Source organism: Stenotrophomonas sp. GD03958 (assembly GCF_029839005.1).
Taxonomy (GTDB): Bacteria; Pseudomonadota; Gammaproteobacteria; order Xanthomonadales; family Xanthomonadaceae; genus Stenotrophomonas; species Stenotrophomonas hibiscicola.
The window spans coordinates 1-19672 of record NZ_JAOBZT010000073.1 but is presented as its reverse complement, the minus strand read 5'-3'; the positions used below and the strand labels follow the sequence as shown (position 1 = coordinate 19672).

Annotated in this window: 15 protein-coding genes and 1 tRNA gene; 8 read left to right on the top strand and 8 right to left on the bottom strand. The window is 67.5% G+C overall.

Annotated features, from left to right (window positions below; all coding sequences use genetic code 11):
• The first annotated feature begins 153 nt into the window (after positions 1 to 153).
• Genes tilS through N5C25_RS17190 form a run of 3 tightly spaced genes read left to right on the top strand, consistent with a single transcriptional unit; the run spans position 154 to position 2605 of the window.
• Positions 154 to 1440, top strand: coding sequence for a tRNA lysidine(34) synthetase TilS (tilS, locus tag N5C25_RS17200; RefSeq protein WP_279937405.1), 1287 nt, complete (start codon positions 154 to 156; stop codon positions 1438 to 1440).
• A 36-nt stretch (positions 1441 to 1476) separates the two neighbouring features.
• Positions 1477 to 1737, top strand: coding sequence for an exodeoxyribonuclease VII small subunit (locus N5C25_RS17195; RefSeq protein WP_005410522.1), 261 nt, complete (start codon positions 1477 to 1479; stop codon positions 1735 to 1737).
• Entirely contained in the window at positions 1727 to 2605 is an 879-nt protein-coding gene (locus N5C25_RS17190) for a farnesyl diphosphate synthase (protein ID WP_058982172.1), read from the top strand. The genes N5C25_RS17195 and N5C25_RS17190 overlap by 11 nt, the downstream gene beginning before the upstream one ends.
• A 111-nt stretch (positions 2606 to 2716) precedes the next feature.
• Here N5C25_RS17190 and N5C25_RS17185 read toward each other — a convergent pair whose 3' ends face one another.
• The gene (locus N5C25_RS17185) at positions 2717 to 3088 is read right to left on the bottom strand and encodes a DUF4870 domain-containing protein (protein ID WP_019662100.1); all 372 of its coding nucleotides are present in this window, start codon (positions 3086 to 3088) and stop codon (positions 2717 to 2719) included.
• 87 nt (positions 3089 to 3175) lie between these two features.
• Complete coding sequence (gene pmbA / locus N5C25_RS17180) at positions 3176 to 4543, bottom strand: metalloprotease PmbA (protein WP_058982170.1); 1368 nt, start codon at positions 4541 to 4543, stop codon at positions 3176 to 3178.
• 67 nt (positions 4544 to 4610) lie between these two features.
• Between pmbA and yjgA the strand changes: the two genes are divergently transcribed.
• Positions 4611 to 5201 carry a ribosome biogenesis factor YjgA gene (yjgA, locus tag N5C25_RS17175; protein ID WP_019662102.1) on the top strand — a complete coding sequence of 197 codons (591 nt, stop codon included), beginning with the start codon at positions 4611 to 4613 and terminating at the stop codon, positions 5199 to 5201.
• Positions 5202 to 5242: 41 nt separating this feature from the next.
• On the opposite strand, the gene tldD is transcribed toward yjgA, so the two are convergent.
• Genes tldD through N5C25_RS17155 form a run of 4 tightly spaced genes read right to left on the bottom strand, consistent with a single transcriptional unit; the run spans position 5243 to position 12722 of the window.
• Entirely contained in the window at positions 5243 to 6688 is a 1446-nt protein-coding gene (gene tldD, locus N5C25_RS17170) for a metalloprotease TldD (RefSeq protein ID WP_019662103.1), read from the bottom strand.
• Between the two features lie 60 nt (positions 6689 to 6748).
• The gene (locus N5C25_RS17165) at positions 6749 to 10603 is read right to left on the bottom strand and encodes a YhdP family protein (protein WP_279937402.1); all 3855 of its coding nucleotides are present in this window, start codon (positions 10601 to 10603) and stop codon (positions 6749 to 6751) included.
• 30 nt (positions 10604 to 10633) lie between these two features.
• Positions 10634 to 12121 carry a ribonuclease G gene (rng, locus tag N5C25_RS17160; protein WP_019662105.1) on the bottom strand — a complete coding sequence of 496 codons (1488 nt, stop codon included), beginning with the start codon at positions 12119 to 12121 and terminating at the stop codon, positions 10634 to 10636.
• The gene (locus N5C25_RS17155; protein WP_021204306.1) at positions 12114 to 12722 is read right to left on the bottom strand and encodes a Maf family nucleotide pyrophosphatase; all 609 of its coding nucleotides are present in this window, start codon (positions 12720 to 12722) and stop codon (positions 12114 to 12116) included. The genes rng and N5C25_RS17155 overlap by 8 nt, the downstream gene beginning before the upstream one ends.
• Positions 12723 to 12852: 130 nt before the next feature.
• On the opposite strand from N5C25_RS17155, the gene N5C25_RS17150 reads away from it, so the two are divergent.
• From N5C25_RS17150 to N5C25_RS17135, 4 genes are all read left to right on the top strand, one after another.
• A complete protein-coding gene (locus tag N5C25_RS17150) occupies positions 12853 to 13590 on the top strand; it encodes an SIMPL domain-containing protein (RefSeq protein ID WP_021204307.1) in 738 nt (245 codons plus the stop codon).
• Positions 13591 to 13806: 216 nt separating this feature from the next.
• The gene (locus tag N5C25_RS17145; protein ID WP_019662108.1) at positions 13807 to 14457 is read left to right on the top strand and encodes an energy transducer TonB; all 651 of its coding nucleotides are present in this window, start codon (positions 13807 to 13809) and stop codon (positions 14455 to 14457) included.
• 191 nt (positions 14458 to 14648) lie between these two features.
• A complete protein-coding gene (locus tag N5C25_RS17140) occupies positions 14649 to 17477 on the top strand; it encodes a TonB-dependent receptor (protein ID WP_058982166.1) in 2829 nt (942 codons plus the stop codon).
• Between the two features lie 129 nt (positions 17478 to 17606).
• Positions 17607 to 19028, top strand: a complete 1422-nt coding sequence (locus tag N5C25_RS17135) for a basic amino acid/polyamine antiporter (protein WP_058982163.1) — start codon at positions 17607 to 17609, stop codon at positions 19026 to 19028.
• Between the two features lie 100 nt (positions 19029 to 19128).
• Here the strand turns inward: N5C25_RS17135 and N5C25_RS17130 are convergent.
• Together N5C25_RS17130 and rlmH are read right to left on the bottom strand one after the other, a co-directional pair.
• Positions 19129 to 19205 (bottom strand) — tRNA-Asn (locus N5C25_RS17130).
• A 22-nt stretch (positions 19206 to 19227) separates the two neighbouring features.
• Positions 19228 to 19672: 23S rRNA (pseudouridine(1915)-N(3))-methyltransferase RlmH (gene rlmH / locus N5C25_RS17125; RefSeq protein WP_279937399.1), on the bottom strand; the 445-nt coding region annotated here is incomplete at its 5' end.

Sequence of the window (19672 nt, the reverse complement as noted above, 5' to 3'; positions counted from 1 at the left end):
CCCCGCAACCGGACCTACCCCGCCTACCCTCAGGAAACCAGCTTCTGCTGTTGCTGTTGCTGTTGCTGTTGCTGTTGCCGTTGCCGTTGCCGTTGCTCTGGATTGTAGCGGGTGCAGGGCGCAGCCCTGCCGAGCAACCCTATACTTGCCGCCGTGACCGCCTTCCCTGCCCTCGTTCCGCTGGATTCGCCGCTGCTGGTGGGCTACAGCGGTGGTGTCGACTCCACCGTGCTGCTGCACTGGCTGTGGCGCTGCGCCCAGGCTTCCGGCACGGCGCTGCGTGCGGTGCACGTACACCACGGCCTGCAACCAGCAGCCGACGACTGGGTACGGCATTGCCAGCAGCAGTGCGCAGCACTGGGCATCAAGCTGGCCGTGCGCCACGTACAGATCGACAAAACCACAGGCCTGGGCCTCGAAGGCGCAGCGCGCGAAGCACGACGTGCAGCGTTCACTGCTGAACTGCGCGAAGGCGAAACACTGGCGCTGGCACAGCACCAGGACGATCAGGCCGAGACCTTCCTGCTCCGCGCGCTGCGCGGCTCCGGTGTCGATGGCCTTGCCGCGATGGCCGATGACAGTCAGCTCGGTACGCACCGCCTGTGGCGTCCCTTGCTGCATGCACCGCGCACCGCACTGCTCGACTATGCCCGGCAACACGCGCTGCGTTGGATCGAGGATCCCAGCAACGCCGAAGACCACGCCGATCGCAACTTCCTGCGCCTGCAGGTACTGCCACTGTTGCGCCAGCGCTGGCCGCACGCCGCCGCCGCGTTGGCCGGCAGCGTCCTGCATTGCCGGCAGACCCGCGAACTGCTGGATGAAGAAGACGCCGAGCTGATCACACACCTGGAAGTCGCTCCACGCGTGCTGTCGCTGCAGTTACTGCGTCAGGTGTCACCGGGACGCGCCGCGCGCGTGCTGCGCGCCTGGGTGATCGGCCATGGTGCCGCCCCACTGCCGGCCACGGTGCTGCAGCAGGGCCTGGACGAACTGCTGCCGGCCGGCAACGATCGCCAGGCCCGTGTGCGCTGGCACGATCACGCGATCCAGCAATGGCGCGACCACGCCTACCTGCTGCCAGCCCGGCTACCTGCGCTCCCCCCCGCGTGGCAGGCCGAATGGGACGGACGCGTGCCGCTGGCGCTGCCCGATGGCGGACAACTGCGCCTGCAGGGCGCCCCGGCCTTCGAACGCCCATTGCAGGTACGTGCGCGCGCGGGCGGTGAGCGCATCCTGCTACCTGGCCGCAAGCATTCGCACGCGCTGAAGGACTGCCTGCAACGTGAGCGTCTTGCCCCGTGGCGCCGCGCGCAGCTGCCGCTGGTCTTCGATGGAGCGCAGCTGCTTGCCGCCGCCGACGTGGTCATCGCAGCTCCCCTGCAGGCCTGGTTGCAGGCCCACGACGCGCAGCTGCAGTGGCGTCCCGGCGGCTGGTGAATTGACCCCCGCGCGCAGCCCGTCCACACTTGCCGCATGGCCAAGAAGTCCCCCGAAAACGCCTCCCCGGTCGCCCAGTTCGAGCAGTCGCTCGAATCGCTGGAGCAGCTGGTGGAGCAGATGGAAACCGGCGAGCTGAGCCTCGAAGCCTCGCTCAGTGCTTACGAACGCGGCGTCGGTCTGTACCGTCAGTGCCAGCAGGCGCTGGAGCAGGCCGAATTGCGCGTGCGCCTGCTCAGCGATCCGGCGCAGCCGGAAGCATCCGAGCCGTTCGATCCGCCCAGCCATGACGGCTGAAGCCCTGTTCGCGCGCTGGCGCGACCGCATCGAGAGCCAGCTCGACGCCGCCCTGCCCTCGCCCGCCGAGGCCCCGCAGCGCCTGCACCAGGCGATGCGCTACTCGGTGCTGGGTGGCGGCAAGCGCATGCGGCCGCTGCTGGTGTACGCCAGTGGCCACCTGTTCGGCGCGCAACTGGAGCACCTGGACGCGGCCGCGATGTCCGTCGAGCTGATCCACGCCTATTCGCTGGTGCATGACGACCTGCCGGCGATGGACGACGATGCCCTGCGCCGCGGCAAGCCGACCACCCACATCGCCTTCGACGAAGCTACCGCGATCCTCGCCGGTGACGCCCTGCAGACCCGTGCCTTTGGCCTGCTGGCCGATGCGCCGCTGACGGCCACGCTGCGCGTGGCCTGCCTGCAGACCCTGGCCCACGCGTCCGGTGCCTCCGGCATGTGCGGCGGCCAGGCGCTGGACATCGATGCCACCGGCCAGCAACAGACGCTGGCGGCATTGACCCGCATGCATGCGCTGAAGACCGGCGCCCTGATCCGCGCGGCGGTGCGCATGGGTGCGCTGTGCGGCCAGGCCCACGAACCGCAGCTGGCCCAGCTCGACAGTTTCGCCGATGCACTCGGCCTGGCCTTCCAGGTCCGTGATGACATCCTGGATGTGGAAGCCAGTTCTGAACAACTGGGCAAGACCGCCGGCAAGGACCAGGCACAGGAAAAGAGCACCTTCCCGGCGCTGCTGGGCATGGACGGCGCCAAGGCACAGCTGCGCGAACTGGCAGCGCGCATGCAGGCAACCCTGGCCGGCCATGGCGAGGAAGCCGATCCGCTGCGCGCGCTGGCAACGCTGGCGGTGGAGCGCAATCACTGATTGCTGGCGGCGACGCTGCCGCACTGCGCTCACCGCGCTTGGCCCGGCACGAGCGCCAAACAACAACGCCCGGCAATGCCGGGCGTTGCATGTATCCGCGTGCGGACGAACTTACTTGATCAGGCGCAGCGCGAACGGGTAGCGGTACGCCTCGCCGTTGTTGGCCTTGACGGCGGCAATGATGCAGAACACCAGGCTGACCAGACCAACGATCGGCATCAGGATCGCGCCGATGACGACGATGGTCAGGATCATGCAGATGACCATGGCGATGGCCACGGTGATCTGGAAGTTCAGCGCTTCCTTGGCCTGGTCGGTCACAAAGGCCTTGCCCGCATCATCCTTGTTGATCAGCCAGATGATCAGCGCGCCGATGAAGCCGGTGAAGATGCCCAGCAGGTGCGCAGCCAGCGCCATGGTGCGCTGGTCGGCCGGGGCCTCGGTGGTCGCCGGCGGCGGCGGGACGTTATCGAATTCGCTCACGACAAAACTCCTTTTCATTGGGTGGTCTTGACCCACCAGCACCAAGCTGGCTGCGTCAGGCGGGCATAGCTTACGCCATCGACGCCATCAATCATTACCGGCAATGGTCATCCGCCCCACCAGGATCGAGCCGGTGCGGATGTGCGAGCGCGGGTCAACATCGCTGCCCACCGCTTCGATGCTGCTGAACATCTCGCGCAGGTTGCCGGCGATGGTGATGCCATCCACCGGGTACTGGATCTCGCCATTCTCGACCCGGAAGCCACCGGCGCCCCGCGAATAGTCGCCGGTCACCCCGTTGACGCCCTGCCCCATCAGCTCGGTCACCAGCAGGCCATTGCCCATCTGCCGGGTGATGTCCTGCAGCGCGCCAGCATTGGCGGCCAACTGCAGGTTGTGCACGCCACCGGCATTGGCGGTGGTCTGCAGGCCCAGCTTGCGTGCCGAGTAGCTGCCCAGCACGTAGCGCTGCAGGACGCCGTCACGGACCAGCGCCGAAGCTCGGGTGGCCACGCCATCGCCATCGAAGGCGGCCGAACGCAGGCCACGGCGCAGGTGCGGCAGTTCCTCGATCTGCATCCAGCCGGGGAACAACTGCAGGCCGACGCTGTCCAGCAGGAAGCTGGCCTGGCGGTACAGGGCACCGCCAGACACCGCCGACAACAGGTGGCCGACCAGGCTGCGCGCCACTTCCGGGGCGAACAACACCGGCATGCTGCCGGTGGCCATCGAGCGAGGCTGCAGGCGGGCGACGGTGCGCTCGGCAGCACGACGACCGACCAGGCCCACCTCCTCCAGATCCTCGCGGGCCAGCGCACTGGTGTACCAGCCATCGCGCTGCATGCCATCTCCTTGGCCGGCAATCAGCGCACAGCCCACCGAATGATGGGTGCCGCGCTCACGGCCGATGAAACCATGCGAATTGGCATAGACCGACAGGCTCTGCATGCTTGACACCGAAGCGCCGTCGGAATTGCGGATCTGCGCATCGGCCTCGCGGCCTGCGTTCTCACAGGCCAGGGCCAGGTCCACCGCCTCGTCGGCCTGCAGCGCCCACGGGTGCCAGGCATCCAGATCCGGGAAGTCGGTGGCCATCAACGCGGCCTCGGCCAAGCCGGCAGCCGGGTCATCTTCGGTATGCCGGGCGATCGCACAGGCCTGTTCGACCGTGGCGGCAAGGCTGGCCTCGTTCAGGTCGCCAGTGCTGGCACTGCCCTTGCGTTGCCCGAAATAGACGGTGACGGCGATACCGCGGTCACGGGTGGACTGCACGGTCTCAACCTCGCCAAGGCGGACATTGACCTCCAGGCCACGATCCTCGCTGCAGCTGACCTCGGCCTGGCTGGCGCCCAGCGAGCGGGCACGGTCGAGCAGCTGCTGGGAGAGGTCGGCCAGCCGTTCCAGCCGGGCCGCGCTGTCGTCGCCGACGACCACTTCAGGGGCGATCACGTTCAATGCTTTATCCTGTACGGGTTGGGCCCGGCATCACGCCGGGCGACTTTTTTGAAATCAGGTATGGACGATGCGCGGACGCGACGAAGAAACCGGTGAATTCCACGACAAGAGCCGCAGCCAGAACCGGCGCGACGCGCTCGACGTCCTGGCCCTGGGCGAGAAGCTGGTGTCGTTGACCCCGGCCCAGCTGGCGCGCCTGCCGATCCCGGAAGACCTGCTGCCGCATATCGCCGAGTGCAAGCGCATCACCGCCCACATCGCCCACAAGCGCCAGCTGGCGTTCCTGGCCAAGCACATGCGGCGCGAAGAAGAGGCCACGCTGGATGCGATCCGCGACGCGCTGGACGCCAACAGCGAGACCGGCCGCCGCGAAGTGGCAATGATGCATCGCGTTGAGGACTGGCGCGACCGCCTGTTGGCCGAGGGTGACAAGGCACTGGCGGCCCTTCTCGACGATTATCCGCAGGCCGATCGCCAGCAGCTGCGCACGCTGGTGCGCAACGCGCAGGCCGAAAAGGCCAGGAACAAGCCGCCGCGCGCCTACCGTGAGATTTTCCAGGTGCTGCGCGGCCTGATGCTGCCGGCCGCGCTGGGCCTGAAGACGGCGGGCGACGAAGACGCCGGCCACGTCGAGACCGACGAAGCCGACGAGGACTGAGTCCGCGCCGGTCGGGGCGGTGGCGCTGGCCATCGCCCGGCTCAGGCCTGGGTACCGCCGACGGTGATGCCCTCGATCAGCAGCGAGGGCTGGCCGACACCCACGGGCACGCTCTGCCCATCCTTGCCGCAGACGCCCACGCCCTCGTCCAAGGCCAGGTCATTGCCGACCATGCGCACCTTCTGCATGGTTTCCGGACCGTTCCCGATCAGGGTCGCGCCCTTCACCGGCGTGGTGACGCGGCCATCCTCGATCAGGTAGGCCTCGGTCGCCGAGAACACGTACTTGCCGCTGGTGATGTCGACCTGGCCGCCGCCGAAGTTGACCGCGTACAGGCCCTTCTTCACCGAACGGATCATCTCCTGCGGGTCGTGCTGGCCGGCACGCATGTAGGTGTTGGTCATGCGCGGCATGGTCATGTGCGCGAATGATTCGCGGCGGCCATTGCCGGTAGGCGCCACGCCCATCAGGCGCGCATTGAGGCTGTCCTGCATGTAGCCGACCAGGATGCCGTCCTCGATCAGCGTGGTGCACTGGCTGGGATGGCCCTCGTCGTCGATGTTCAACGAACCGCGGCGTCCGTCCAGCGTGCCGTCATCGACGATGGTCACGCCCGGGGCGGCAACGCGCTCACCGATGCGGCCCGCGTAGACGCTGGTGCCCTTGCGGTTGAAGTCGCCTTCCAACCCGTGGCCAACCGCTTCATGCAGCAGCACGCCCGGCCAGCCCGGACCGAGCACCACCGGCATCACCCCGGCCGGAGCCGGAACGGCGTCCAGGTTCACCAGCGCCTGGCGCAGCGCCTCGCGGGCGAAGGCCTCGGGGCGCCCGTCCGCAAACAGTTCTTCATACCCGTAGCGGCCACCGCCGCCTGCATAGCCGGACTCGCGGCGACCGTGGTGCTCGACGATCACCTGTACGTTCAGGCGCACCAGCGGCCGCACATCAGCACCCAGCACACCGTCGCTGCGTGCGATCAGCACCGTGTCGACGCCGCCGGACAGGCTCACCATCACCTGCTTCACGCGCGGGTCGGCGGCACGCAGGTAGCCATCCAGGCGCTTGAGCACCTCGACCTTGGCCTCGTTGCCGATACCATCGATCGGGTCCAGCGCCGGGTACAGCGCGCGCGCGTTGCCACGCAGCAGCGATCGCCCGGATTGGGCGCCGCCTTCGCGTGAGATCGCACGTGCCGACTGCGCCGCCGCCAGCAGCGCGTCGGCGTGGATGTCATCGGAATAGGCGAAGCCGGTCTTTTCGCCGGAAATTGCCCGCACGCCCACGCCCTGTTCGATGGAATGGGCGCCATCCTTGACGATGCCGTCTTCCACGCTCCAGCTCTCGCGGCGGGCATGCTGGAAGTAAAGATCACCGAAGTCCACACCGGGGCCAAGCAACTGGCCGAAGGTGCGCTCCAGGCCAGCGGTATCCAGGCCGCCGGGGCGCAGCAGGCGGTCTTGGGCAAGCGTCAGGGCGATGTCAGTCATGGTTCTCGATCTGGGGATGCGGGGGCGCTCAGGCAAGCCCCGTGAACAGGAAGGCCGCGCTCACCGTGGGCGCGGCAGGCCGGTAACGGTCGGTGGAATGGCCGGCGCCGGTGCCGGCGCGGGGGGGGTAGCCTTGTCGCGGCTGCGTTCGATCACTTCCACCTTGGGCTCCTTCCATGGACCGGTCACCTTGTAGGTACGGGCGCCAATCTCGCCCAACGGCTTGGACAATACCGCATTGGTGGCCGCGCCCAACGCCGCTCCCACCGGGCCACCGGCCACTGCCCCCACCACGGTCAGCAGATTGCCGGCACGCGGGTTGACGTCGATGGTCTGGTCGAACTGCTGGTTGCGCAGGTCGGCCTGGCCGCGGATGGTGATGTTGGCTGCCGGGCCTTCGATCAGCACCTTGTCGGTGCGCGCCATGCCTTGGCCGAACTGCATGCCGCCGTCGATCTGGTTGAACGCGAAGCCCTTGGAGAAGAAGTCGCGGAAGTCGAACATCAGGCGCCGCGGCAGCTGGGTCACGCTGAGCAGGCCCAGCACGCGGCCAGCACCCGGCTCCAGCTCCAGCAGCTGGCCGTTGCGTGCGTGCAGGTCCAGGCGGCCCTGCAGGTTGCCCAGCTGGAAGTCCGACGGCCCCCCGCTCCAGGTGGCCTGCAGCTGGGCCTGGCCGGAGCCACCACGCAGCTGGCCGCCGTAGTCCAGGTTCTGCATCAGTCCGCCCAGATCCTCGCTGCGCACCTGGGCGGTCAGCTCGGTGCGGGCTCCGCCGGCACGGCCCAGCCAGCGACCGCTGATGTCGATCTCCTGGTCCGGCGCGCGGAAGCGCAGCTCGTCCACGTTCAGGCCATTGGCCAACGGTCGTGTGCGCAGCACCGCCTGGCCCAGCACCACCTTGCCGAACTTGAGGTCGGCGATGTCCAGCGCGAACGGCGGCAGCTTGGCCGGGTCCATATCGTTGGCGCCGGCCTGGACCCGGGCCGGTGCGGCCGGTGCATCCGGAGCTGCCGGCAGCGATTGCCAGTGCACACGGTCGAGCTGGCCGCTGATGGTGCCGCCGTCAGCATTGGGGACAGTCAGGCGCCCGGCCAGCGACGGGCCCGCCAGGCGCACGTCCAGCGCCTGCGGGCCCGGACGCAGCTGCAACCGGGTCTGCTCGAAAACGCCACCGATCAGCTTCAATTGACCGACCTGCACGTCCACCGCACGCAGCGGCATCGTGTTGTCATCGCTGCCGCCCCGCGCCAGGCCGATCCACTCCAATGCGTCCAGGGTCGGGCTGCGGCCGTTGACGGTCAATCCGCTGGGCGGCGGCTCGCGATCGACATGGTCGCTGCCCAGCGTCACCTGCACGCCGGTCTGGTTGTTGTGGCTGCGCGCGGCCAGCGCCAGGCGCTGGCCGAACGCCACATCGATGCGGCCGGCACCCATCGGCAGCTGTGCGGCCACGCTCGTCGCCAGCGGCTCGGCAGCCGGTTTGTCCAGCGGCGCCGGCAGATCCAGCCGGGTGCCGACCAGATCGGAGCTCAAGCGCAGCTCGCTGGGCGGCGCAGGAGCACCTGGCGCCACCTTGGGCAGGTTGACCGCGATGGTCCACGGCGAGGTCCCGGTGATGTAGGGCTTGAGCCAGGCCATCTCCGGTGCGCGGTCGATCAGCACGCCGGCGTCAAGCGTGGCCGACAGCTTCGATTCGAAGGCCAGTCTGCTGTCGTGCACGTAGCCACCAGCACGCAGGCTCAGGCGGCCGTCCTGGCCGAGGTGGCGCACCGACAGTTCCTCGGCATCGAAACCGCCATTGCTGTAGCGCGCCTGCCCGTGCATGTTGTCGAAGGCGAGCTGGAAACGCTTGTCGACCAGCTTCACGCCGGCCAGGTCGACCGTCCCCTGCAGATGGCCACCGCCTTCATCGTGGTGCAGCGGTTGCAGCAGATCGAAGGTCACATGCGCCGGGCCCGCCGCGGTGAGGTTGTCCAGGGTATCGCCATAGTCCTTGTGCAGCGGGCTCTGCCGCAGCATGGCCAGCAGTCTGCCGGCCTCGCTCTGTGCATCGGCGCGCACGTACAGCGGCTGCTGCCCGAAATCCTGGATGCCCGCCTCGAACTTCTGCACCGCCACGCCGGCCAGGTCGCCGCGCCCATGCATGTCGAAGCCGGGGCCGATGAAGGCGATATCGGCATCGACCTGGCTCATCAGCGGCCAATCATGCTGGAAACGGATGTCGCCATTGGTGATGTGGCCGGTGGCCTCGAAGCGGCCATCGTTGTTGTCGAACGGCCAGTCGTCCAGGTCACCGGTGACCAGGCCGACGCCGCCGCGTACCTGGCCGCCGGCCAGTGCCATGTCCAGCCAGTCGGTGGCGCCCTTGCTCATCTTGGAGTGGATCCAGAAGCGCTTGGCCGCCGTCATCGGCACGTCGTCCAGCTTGGCCGCCAGCTGCAGCCACGGCCGCGTACCGTCGCCCTGGAACCACACACCGCCACGCACGTCGGCCGCATAGTCGGTGCCTTCCACGCGCATCGCGGCAGTGCCGATGCGCCAGCCACCGCCTTCATCGCGCCACCCCACGATCTGCCCGGCCAGCTGCAGGTCGTGGCGCACGCCGAAGCCGGTGGGCCAATCGAACTGCAGCTGCCGTTGCGGCTGCAGCTGCAGGCTGAAGCCGTTGGCATCGCCTTCGAAACGCCCGCCAAGGCCGCGCAGCCCCGGTGAATTGCCGACGCTGGCAAAGCCCAGCGACTGCAGTTCACCCTGCGCCCACAATGGGCCATCGCGTTCGCCGGCCAGCTGCAACGCGCGCACGTCCAGCTGCGGCCTGGACAGGAACAGCCAGCGACGCAGGCCCGGCTCAAGGCGATCGCTCAGGGCCAGCGCACGCAGCGCGATGCCGGCCTGCACTTCACCGGAACGCACCCGCAGCTGATTGCCGACCTGCAGCTGCAGGCCATCGAGGCGCTGCTCGCCGTCTTCATTCTTCAGCCGCAGCCGCGGTACCTGCAGCGCCCAGCCCTCGGCCTGGCGCTGCCAGCGCAGGCGGGCCTGCAGTCGCTGCAGCTGCAGCTGCGGCGCCGCCATGCCGGGTATCGGTGCGCCATCGATGCGCACGTCGCGCAGGTCCGAATCCGTGGTCACCGCCACCGGCACGAAATCGCGCAGGGTCAACCACAGGTTGAGTTCGCCCTTGCCCTCGCGCAGGCGCACACCGCCGGCCGCCAACAGCGGAGACCAGGCATGGAAATCGACCGGATCGGCGCCCAGCCAGGCCTCGCCGTTGCCACGCGTGCGGTCCACATCCAGCACCGCAGTCAATGGCAGCGCTTCGGCCTGGGCCCAGGCGCGCACGCCCACGCGCAGGCGATCGCCATTGACCCGCAGGCGCAGGTCGATGCGCGGCAGCGTGGTGTCGATGCCCAACGTCGGCGAGTGCACGCCCAGGCGCCCCCCGATCACCTGCAGCTCGCCCAGCCGGCGCAGCGCATCCAGCGGATCTCCACCGTTGGCGGACTGTGGCAGCCCACGCACCGACCAGCGACCGCTTGCATCCTGCTGCAGGTCCAGCGCCAGCCCACGCAGGCGCAACTCGGTCAGCGAACGGCCAGGCAACAGGCCGCTGTACATCGATACCAGCACCTCGGCCTCGCCAATGGCCAGGCCGCGGCCCGCGCCGATACGCAGGCCTTTGAGCTGCAGCAACGGGCCACGACGGGTCCAGGCCGTCTGCAGCTGGTCGAAACGCACCGGCTGGCCGGCACGTTCGCTCAGCCAGGCCGCAATCCTGTCGGGGTGGCGCTCGGCCAGCGGCAGCAGCTGGCTGAGCGTGCCCACCAGCAGTGCCAGCCCGACCAGGCCCACCGCACAGGCGGCAATGAAATGACGGCGGATCCTTCGCAGTCGCAGGCGCGGCGGCGCGCTCATCGGCCACCGCCGGCCTGCAGCCGGCGAGGATCAGAGCAGAACGACATCGAACTGCTCCTGCAGGTACTGCTCGTCCGCCTGGAAGCGGATGCTCTTGCCGAGGAATTCCTCCAGCTCGGCCACCGCCGCCGATTCCTCGTCGGTGATGCGCGCGACCACCTTGGTCGAGGCGATCACCAGCAGGCGCGCGGCGTCGAACTGGCGCACCGCGCGGGTGATCTCGCGGAAGATCTCGTAGGTCACCGTCTCGGTGGTCTTGATGCTGCCGCGGCCGCTGCACTGCGGGCAGGTTTCCGACAGCTGGCGCTCCAGGCTTTCCACCGTGCGCTTGCGGGTCATCTCCACCAGGCCCAGCGGCGAGAAGTCATAGACTGTTGTCTTGGCATGGTCGCGCGCCAGCGCCTTTTCCAGCGTGCGCAGCACCTGGCGGCGGTGCTCGGCATCATCCATGTCGATGAAGTCGATGATGATGATGCCGCCCAGGTTGCGCAGCCGCAGCTGCCGCGCCACCGCCTGCGCAGCCTCCAGGTTGGTGCGGAACACCGTTTCTTCCAGGTTGCGCTGGCCGAGGAACGAACCGGTGTTGACGTCGATGGTGGTCATCGCCTCGGTCTGGTCGATCACCAGGTAACCGCCGGATTTGAGCGGCACCTGCTTGTCCAGCGCGCGGCCGATCTCGTCCTCCACCCCGAACATGTCGAAGATCGGGCGATCGCCGGAATACAGCTCCAGCTTCTCGGCCAGCACCGGCATGTACTTGGCGACGAAGGCCTGCAGCTGGCCGAAGGTCTCCTTCGAGTCCACCTTCACCTTGTCCACATCCTTGCGGATCAGGTCGCGCACCGAACGCAGCGGCAGGCTCAGGTCTTCATAGATGATGCTGCACGAGGGCGCTTCGCGGCCACGGCGCTCGACCACGTTCCACACGCGCGACAGGTAGGCGATGTCCTCGGCGATGGCCTCGGCCGGCTGGCCTTCGGCGTTGGTGCGCACGATGTAGCCGTAGCCGCCGTGCTGCGCCGACAGCTCGGTCACCAGCGCCTTCAGGCGGGCGCGCTCGGCTTCGTCCTCGATGCGCGCCGACACGCCCACCACCTTGGACTGCGGCAGCAGCACCATGTAGCGCGAGGGAATGCTGATCTGCGTGGTCAGGCGCGCGCCCTTGGTGCCGATCGGGTCCTTCACCACCTGCACGACGATGTCCTGGCCGTCACGCAGCAGCTCGACAATCGGCACGCTGGCCGGCGGCGGCAGGGTGGTGTTCTCGGTATCGGCACTGGCCACCGGCGCCGGCCGCACCACGTCATTGGCGTGCAGGAACGCGGCGCGCTCCAGCCCGACTTCGACGAAGGCGGCCTGCATGCCGGGCATGACCCGCTGCACCTTGCCCTTGTAGATGTTGCCGACCACACCCCGGCGCCAGCCACGCTCGATGTGCAGTTCCTGCAGCATGCCATTTTCGATCACCGCGACCCGGGTCTCGCGCGGGGTCACGTTGACCAGGATTTCCTCAGACATCTGCAGCCTCCCTGGCGGCATCGGCGGTGGGGGCCGGCACGCCGCAGCGCGCCAGCAAACGATCGGTGTGCAGCAACGGCAGCCCCATGACGCCGGAGTAGCTGCCGGACAGGTGCTCGATCCAGCGCTCGGCCCCGCCCTGGATGGCGTAGGCACCGGCTTTGTCCAGCGGTTCGCCGGTGGCGACATAGGCGGCGATGTCGGCAGCGTCGATCGGGGCGAAGGTCACTTCGGAAATGACCAGTTCGCTGTCCAGCCCGTCCGCGCCGACCACCACTACGGCCGTCATCACCTGGTGGGTACGCCCGGCAAGACGCGCCAGCATCCCCCGGGCATCGGCAGCGTCGGCGGGCTTTCCAAACACCTCGCCATGCAGCACCACCTCGGTGTCCGAACCAAGCACCCGCGCCTGCGGGTCATTGGCCAGCACCCGGGCCAGGCCGGCGCGCGCCTTGTCGGCGGCGACCCGGCAGACGTACTGTTCGGCGCTTTCAGCGGGCGCACGCTGCTCGACGACCTCCAGATCCAATGCCTGGAAGGGGCGTCCGAGTCGGGCCAGCAGCTGGTTGCGTCGGGGGGAGCGGGAAGCTAGGTAGAGCATCGGCACAGCATAACCTGAGGCCGCCACCTGAATCGTCGGCAACCCGTCCCGGAACGCGTTCAACCCCGAACGGACTCACAACGCGTTCATCGCTACGACACCACCCTCAACGGCACAACAAGGAGATCCCATGCGCCTGACTGCCACCCCGCTGCTGCTCGCCCTGTCCCTCGCCCTTGGAACCTCGATGACCGCCCATGCCGCTCCGTCCTCGCCGTCGATCGCCGCACCGGCCGAGGGCACGCTGCTGAACATCTCGGCCAATGCCGAGGCCACCCGCGTGCCTGACGTGGCCACGCTGTCGGCCGGCGTGGTGAGCCAGGCTGCCGATGGCAACAGCGCCATGCGCCAGAACGCCCAGCAGATGGACAAGGTGCTGGCCGCGATCAAGGCCGCCGGCATCGCCGAGCGCGACGTGCAGACCAGCGGCGTCAGCCTCAACCCGCAGTACCGCTACGCCGACAACGAAGCGCCGAAGATCACCGGTTACCAGGCCAGCAACACGGTCAGCCTCAAGGTGCGCGACATCGCCAAGCTCGGCAAGGTGCTGGACGCGCTGGCCGCGCAGGGCGCCAACCAGATCAACGGCCCGAGCTTCGAGATCGACCAGCCGGAACCAGTGTATGACGAAGCCCGCCTGGCTGCGCTGAAGAAGGCCCAAGCCCGCGCCCAGACCTATGCCAAGTCACTGGGCCTGCAGGTGCGCCGCATCGTCAGCATCTCCGAGAACAGCAATGGCGGTTTCCGCCCGATGCCGATGATGCGCACCATGGCGGCCGGTGCGGCGATGGACAAGGCCACCCCGGTCGCGCCGGGTGAATCCACCGTCTCGGTCAACCTGGACGTGGTGTTCGAACTGGGTCGCTGAGCCGTTGGTCATTGCCGACAGAGGCGGGTTCCCCAGGGGACCCGCCTTTTTTCGTGCATTCCGACGGCAGTGGCTGAAGGCCAGCCCAACACGGGTGCCCCTGCCTCTATGCAGTGGCCGCCCGGGCGCGCTACTGATGCACTGCCAGCCGCGTGCGGCAACCCCGCCACGGGCCCTGGTGCGTTGAGGACTTCGTCACTGGCATGGAGGTGGACCATGGTTCGTACGTATCCCGTTGCATCCCTGCACTTCGACCCCGCCCGCGTTGCCGCCTGGAGCGCGGCGATCGCCCTGCACCTGCTGGCCTTCCTGTTGCTGCTCATCCCTGCGACCTACCAGGCCGTGCAGGCCCCGCGTGAAAAGACCACGGTCAGGCTGATCGAGAAGATCCCGCCAACGCCGCCGCCCCCGGTGCTGGAACAGCCCAGGGAGGTCGCCCGGGTCGTACCGAAGCCACAGACGCAGCCGGCCGCGCCGCCGCTTCCAGCTCCTACCGCAACCGTGGAAGAAGCCCAGGGCATCGCGCTGCCGGCCGCCGAACCGGCCCCGCCCCAGCTTGCACCGAGCATCGATACCTCCGCACCACTGGCCGGTGCCCAGCTGCAGTACCGCAGCGCCCCGCCGCCGGCCTATCCGCTGGCGGCATTGCGCAACCGCGAACAGGGCACTGTGCTGTTGCGGGTAGAGGTGGACACCCGCGGGCAGCCGACGGGGGTCAGCATCGAGCGCAGCAGCGGTTCGCGCAGCCTGGACCAGGCCGCGCGCCTGCAGGTGCTCCGGCACTGGCGCTTCGAGCCGGCCCAGCGTGATGGCGTGGCGGTACCGGCAATCGGCATGGTGCCGGTGCAGTTCTCGCTGCCGGAGTGAAGTGATCGCCGGCCCGGGCACCTGCCGGGCCGGCGCTTCCCTGCACGTGCCAACGGACGGAACCGGATCAACCGTTACCGATTAAGCAAAAATTCACGACTTCGTCACCTACCGGAAACCTAGATTGATCCGTCCCGGAATCTTCCGGAGACAGCCCTCAACGCTACGGTTTTCCAGTTAGGAGAGAAGCTGTGAAACACCTGATCCAACGGCCCGCCAGCCGCCGCAGCAGCACTCTGGCATCGTCCATCACCCATATCCTTACCGGCAGCACCCTGTTGCTGGTTGGCGCCGCGGCTTCCACCTCCGCCTTCGCGCAGGACAAGGCCACCAACTTGGACCGCATCACGGTCACCGGTTCGAACATTCCGCGCACCAACACTGAAACGCCGTCGCCGGTGCAGGTAGTAACCCGCCAGGAAATCGACCGCACCGGCAAGACCACGGTTGCCGAATACCTGCAGACCCTGACCGCTGATGGCTCCGGCTCCATCCCCAAGACCTTCGGCAACGGCTTCGCCGGCGGTGGCGCCGGCATTTCGCTGCGCGGCCTGGGCGCGGGCTCGACCCTGGTCCTGTTGAACGGCCGCCGCATGGCCACCTACGGCCTGGCCGACGACGGCCAGAAGGTCTTCACCGACCTGAGCACCATTCCACTCGATGCCGTCGAGCGCGTGGAAGTGCTCAAGGACGGCGCCTCGGCAATCTATGGCTCCGATGCCATCGCCGGCGTGGTCAACATCATCCTGCGCAGCGACTTCCAGGGCGCCATCCTGCGCGGCTCCTATGGCCTGTCCGGTGACAGCGATGGCGACGCGAAGAAGGCGACCCTGACCGCCGGCACCGGCGACCTGGCCACTGACGGCTGGAATGCCTTCTTCAGCCTGGACGTCGGCAAGACCGACGCGATCAAGATCAGCGATCGCAAGAACCGCAAGTGGATCGGCACCGGCGACATCCGTCCTTGGGGCTATGGCAACAATGCCCAGTTCCTCGGCGGCGCCTACCTCAATGGCCGCACCAGCGGAGGCGTCGGTCCGAATGGCTCGGTGTATGACGACCGCAATGTCACAGCGACCAATCCGGCAAGGCTCGTGCCACTGCCCGGCTGCCAAGGCCTGACCACCATCCCGGGCCAGACCGACGCGTCAGTGGCGGCCCAGGGCTGCCTGTGGGATCCGGCGCAGCAGTTCCGTGATCTCACGCCTGAAGAGAAGTACGTCAACGTGTTCGGCCGCGCCAGCTTCGCCTTCGGCGAAGGCGGCGAGGTCTACACCGAGATCGGCTACTCGAAGAAGGAAACGATCTTCAGCAACACACCGTCCGGCGTCTCCGGCAGCTGGGGCTATCCCCTTGGCCCGCGCAATGCCAGCAGCGGCCCGGGCGCCGTGGTGCTGTCGCCGACCCATCCCGACAATCCGATCCAGGGCCAGGCCTCGCGCCTGCGCTACTCGGCCTGGGATGTCGGCCCGCGCGTGACCAACAACACCAACGAGTTCAACCGCTTCCTGGTCGGCGTCAAGGGCAACTGGGGTGACTGGAGCTACGACACCGCCTACCTGCACTCCGGTACCGATCTGGTGAACAAGCGCACCGGGTTCCTGCGCTACAGCGCTGTACAGTGCGCGCTGGGCAACCCGAACTGTGCCGGCGGCGTGTGGCGTATTGGCGACAATGCCAACCTCAACTCGCAGGCGCTGTACGACTACATCTCGCCGACCATCAGCGCACGCGCCAAGTCCAGCCTGGACATGTTCGACTTCACCGTGTCGCGCAGCCTGATGGACCTGAAAGGTGGTCCGCTGGGCCTGGCAATCGGTACCGAGTGGCGCAAGACCAGCAACAGCCTGACCCCGCAGACTTACACCGACCAGGGTGACATCATCGGCCTGGGCTATTCGGCCTATGACGGTACGCAGAATGTCTACGCCGGCTACGTCGAACTGTCGGCACCGGTGCTGGAGCAACTGGAACTTTCCGGCGCGCTGCGTTACGACAAGTACGAAAGCGGCGAAGGCAAGGCCACGCCGAAGCTGGGCATCAAGTGGACCCCAGCCGACTGGATCGCTCTGCGTGCCAGCTACGCCGAAGGCTTCCGCGCCCCCAACCCGGCCGAGAACGGCGATGGTGGCCTGGCCGCCTTCTCCAACGCCCGCGATCCGGTGCGCTGCGCCGTCAGCCCGCCGGCCGATGTCGGCACCAACTGCAGCTCGCGCCCGGTCGCGATCATCACCCGCCCCAACAAGGACCTGAAGCCGGAAGAGTCCAAGAGCTACTCGGTGGGCATCGTGCTGCAGCCGACCTCCACCACTTCGATGACCGTGGATGCCTGGCAGATCAAGCGCACCAACGAAATCGCCCAAGGCTCCACGGCCGATGCCATCGCCGCCGGCAACGTGCTGCGTGACATCGACCTGATCAACGGCATCGCTGGCACCGGCAGCATCCTGGCGGTCAACACCGCGTACATCAATGCGGCATCCACGCGCGTGCGCGGTATCGATACCGATATCCGCCAGACCTTCGATATCGGCCCGGGCCAGCTGGAAATGGACCTGCAGTGGAGCCATGTGCTGAAGTACGAGCGCACCGACTCCGACGAGACCTTCGACTATGCAGGCACCCACGGCAACTGCGACGTGACCAACTGCATCGGTACGCCAAAGGATCGGATCAACTTCGGTACCACCTGGCGCCAGGGGCCGTGGAGCGTGAGCGGCGTCGCCAACTACATCTCCAAGATGGACAACAAGGATTTCCGTGGTCCGGAGGGTTCGTACCAGTTCTCCTACGCCGACGGTACCGACGTCACCAAGATCTCCTCGTTCACCACCTTCGATCTGTCCGGCCGCTGGAACATCACCGAAGCCTTCGAACTGAACGCCTCGGTGCAGAACGTGTTCGATCGCATTGCTCCGCTCGATCCGACCACCTACGGTGGCGTGAACTACAACCCGCTGCACTTCAGCGGCGCCATCGGTCGCTACTTCACCGTCGGCGCCAAGTACACCTTCAAGTAATACCGTTCAACGCATCAACTTCGGAGGCCCGGGCAGCAGCCCGGGCCTTCGTCGTTGCACGCCTTGCATGCATGTTCACAGGCACGTGGCTACCGTGTGCAAGCGGCACTACCGCCGCAGGGGATCACCATGGCCACGACATCGCAACGCCTGGGCCTGCCCGCGTTGACTGCACTGGTAGTTGGCTCGATGGTAGGCGCCGGCATCTTCTCATTGCCGCAGAACGTGGCGCGCAGCGCCGGGCCGGCCGCCGCGCTGATCGGCTGGGCGGTCAGTGGCGCCGGCATGCTGATGCTGGCCTTCGTGTTCCAGGCCCTGGCCAACCGCCGGCCGGATCTTGATACCGGCATCTACGCATACGCGCGTGAGGGCTTCGGCAACTACATCGGGTTCTCTGCGGCCTGGGGCTACTGGGTCGCCTCGGTGCTTGGCAATGCCAGCTTCTTCGTGCTGATCTTCAGCGGCCTCGGCCATTTCCTGCCAGTGTTCGGCGAAGGCAACACGCCTGCCGCCGTGGCGGCGTCGTCAGTGCTGCTGTGGACCGTGCACCTGCTGGTGCTGCGCGGCCTGCGTACGGCGGCCATTGTCAATGGCCTGGTGACGGTGGCCAAGCTGCTGCCGATCACGCTGTTCCTGATCCTGGCAGCAGGTGCGTTCCGCATGGAGGTGTTCCGTGCCGATTTCCTTGGCACGCCCGCGCTCGGCGATCTCGGCCAGCAGCTGCGCGGCATGATGCTGGTGACCGTGTGGGTATTCATCGGCATCGAGGGCGCCAGCATCTATTCACGGCGTGCGGCGCGCCGCGCCGACGTTGGCCGCGCCACGGTGATCGGTTTCCTGGGGGTCTGGCTGCTGCTGGTGCTGGTCAGCCTGCTGTCGATGGGCGTGCTGTCGCAGGCCGAACTGGCCGGGCTGCCCAATCCGTCGATGGCCTATGTGCTGCGCGCCATCGTCGGCGAATGGGGCGCGACGGTAATCATCATCGGTTCGATCATCTCCGTCCTCGGTGCATTGCTGGCCTGGGTGCTGCTGTGCGCCGAAGTGCTCTATGCCGCCGCGGGCGACGGCACCATGCCCGCCTTCCTCGGCCGCGAGAACGCGCGTGGTGTGCCGGCCAATGCACTGTGGTTGAGCAATGGCCTGATCCAGTTGTTCCTGCTGCTGGTGCTGGTCAGTTCGGGCAGCTACACCGGGCTGGTGCTGCTCGCTGCGTCGATGAGCCTGGTGCCCTACTTCCTGTCCACGGCATTCGGCGTGCAGCTGGCCTGGCGCGGGCAGGCCTACGCCGATGAGCCCAGTGTGCGCTGGCGTGATTTCGCGGTTGCGCTGCTGGCCAGTGCATACGCGCTGTGGCTGGTGTATGCCGGCGGCCTCGACAACCTGCTGTTGTCGGTGTTGCTGTACGTGCCCGGCGTGGTGCTGTTCGCACTGGCCCGGCGCCAGCGCGGCGAGCTGGTATTCACGCGTTGGGAATGGGTGCTGTTCGGCGCGATCCTGGCGGTGGCGATCGCCACGCTGGTCGCGTTCTGGAAGGGCCTGATTACGCTGTAGCGCCGAGCCCATGCCAGGCTTCGAGGATGCAGCCGAGTATGGCCTCGGTTCTACAACACGACAAAAAAAACCTGCATCTTGCGATGCAGGTTTCTCAAGGTGGCGCCCGAAGTTGGACTCGAACCAACGACCCCCTGATTAACAGTCAAGTGCTCTAACCGGCTGAGCTATTCGGGCAGACGACTAGTATAACCATTCTTCACGCGCGATGGTAGGGGTGATTGGCGATCATTGCGGCAGCCCGATACAGCTGCTCGGCCACCACCAGCCGCACCAGCATGTGCGGCAGCGTCAATGGTCCAATCGACCACTTCTCATCGGCCAACGCGGATACTTCCGGCGAATGCCCTTCCGGGCCACCGATCAGGAACGCCAGGTCCCTGCCCTGCCCGCGCCAATGCTCCAGGCGTTGTGCCAGCTGTTCGGAGCTGAGCTGGCGGCCCGGCACATCCAGCGCCACCACATAAGCGTTCTTCGGCAGCGCAGCGATTACCCGCCTGCCTTCATCTTCCGTGGCGCGGCGCGGATCGCGGCCCTTGCCGCGCAGGCCAGGCTCGATTTCGACCAGCTCGAACGGCAGCCAGTGCGACAGCCGCTTCTGGTACTCGGCGAAGCCCTGCGCGACCCAGCTGGGGGCGCGTTCA

Excerpts from the sequence above, each read along its gene's own strand:
- N5C25_RS17190 (WP_058982172.1), top strand. The coding sequence starts at position 1,727 with ATGACGGCTGAAGCCCTGTTCGCGCGCTGGCGCGACCGCATCGAGAGC.
- N5C25_RS17135 (WP_058982163.1), top strand. The coding sequence starts at position 17,607 with ATGGCCACGACATCGCAACGCCTGGGCCTGCCCGCGTTGACTGCACTG.
- N5C25_RS17195 (WP_005410522.1), top strand. The coding sequence starts at position 1,477 with ATGGCCAAGAAGTCCCCCGAAAACGCCTCCCCGGTCGCCCAGTTCGAG.
- N5C25_RS17155 (WP_021204306.1), bottom strand. The coding sequence starts at position 12,722 with ATGCTCTACCTAGCTTCCCGCTCCCCCCGACGCAACCAGCTGCTGGCC.
- tldD (WP_019662103.1), bottom strand. The coding sequence starts at position 6,688 with ATGACTGACATCGCCCTGACGCTTGCCCAAGACCGCCTGCTGCGCCCC.
- N5C25_RS17165 (WP_279937402.1), bottom strand. The coding sequence starts at position 10,603 with ATGAGCGCGCCGCCGCGCCTGCGACTGCGAAGGATCCGCCGTCATTTC.
- rng (WP_019662105.1), bottom strand. The coding sequence starts at position 12,121 with ATGTCTGAGGAAATCCTGGTCAACGTGACCCCGCGCGAGACCCGGGTC.
- yjgA (WP_019662102.1), top strand. The coding sequence starts at position 4,611 with ATGCGCGGACGCGACGAAGAAACCGGTGAATTCCACGACAAGAGCCGC.
- N5C25_RS17145 (WP_019662108.1), top strand. The coding sequence starts at position 13,807 with ATGGTTCGTACGTATCCCGTTGCATCCCTGCACTTCGACCCCGCCCGC.
- N5C25_RS17150 (WP_021204307.1), top strand. The coding sequence starts at position 12,853 with ATGCGCCTGACTGCCACCCCGCTGCTGCTCGCCCTGTCCCTCGCCCTT.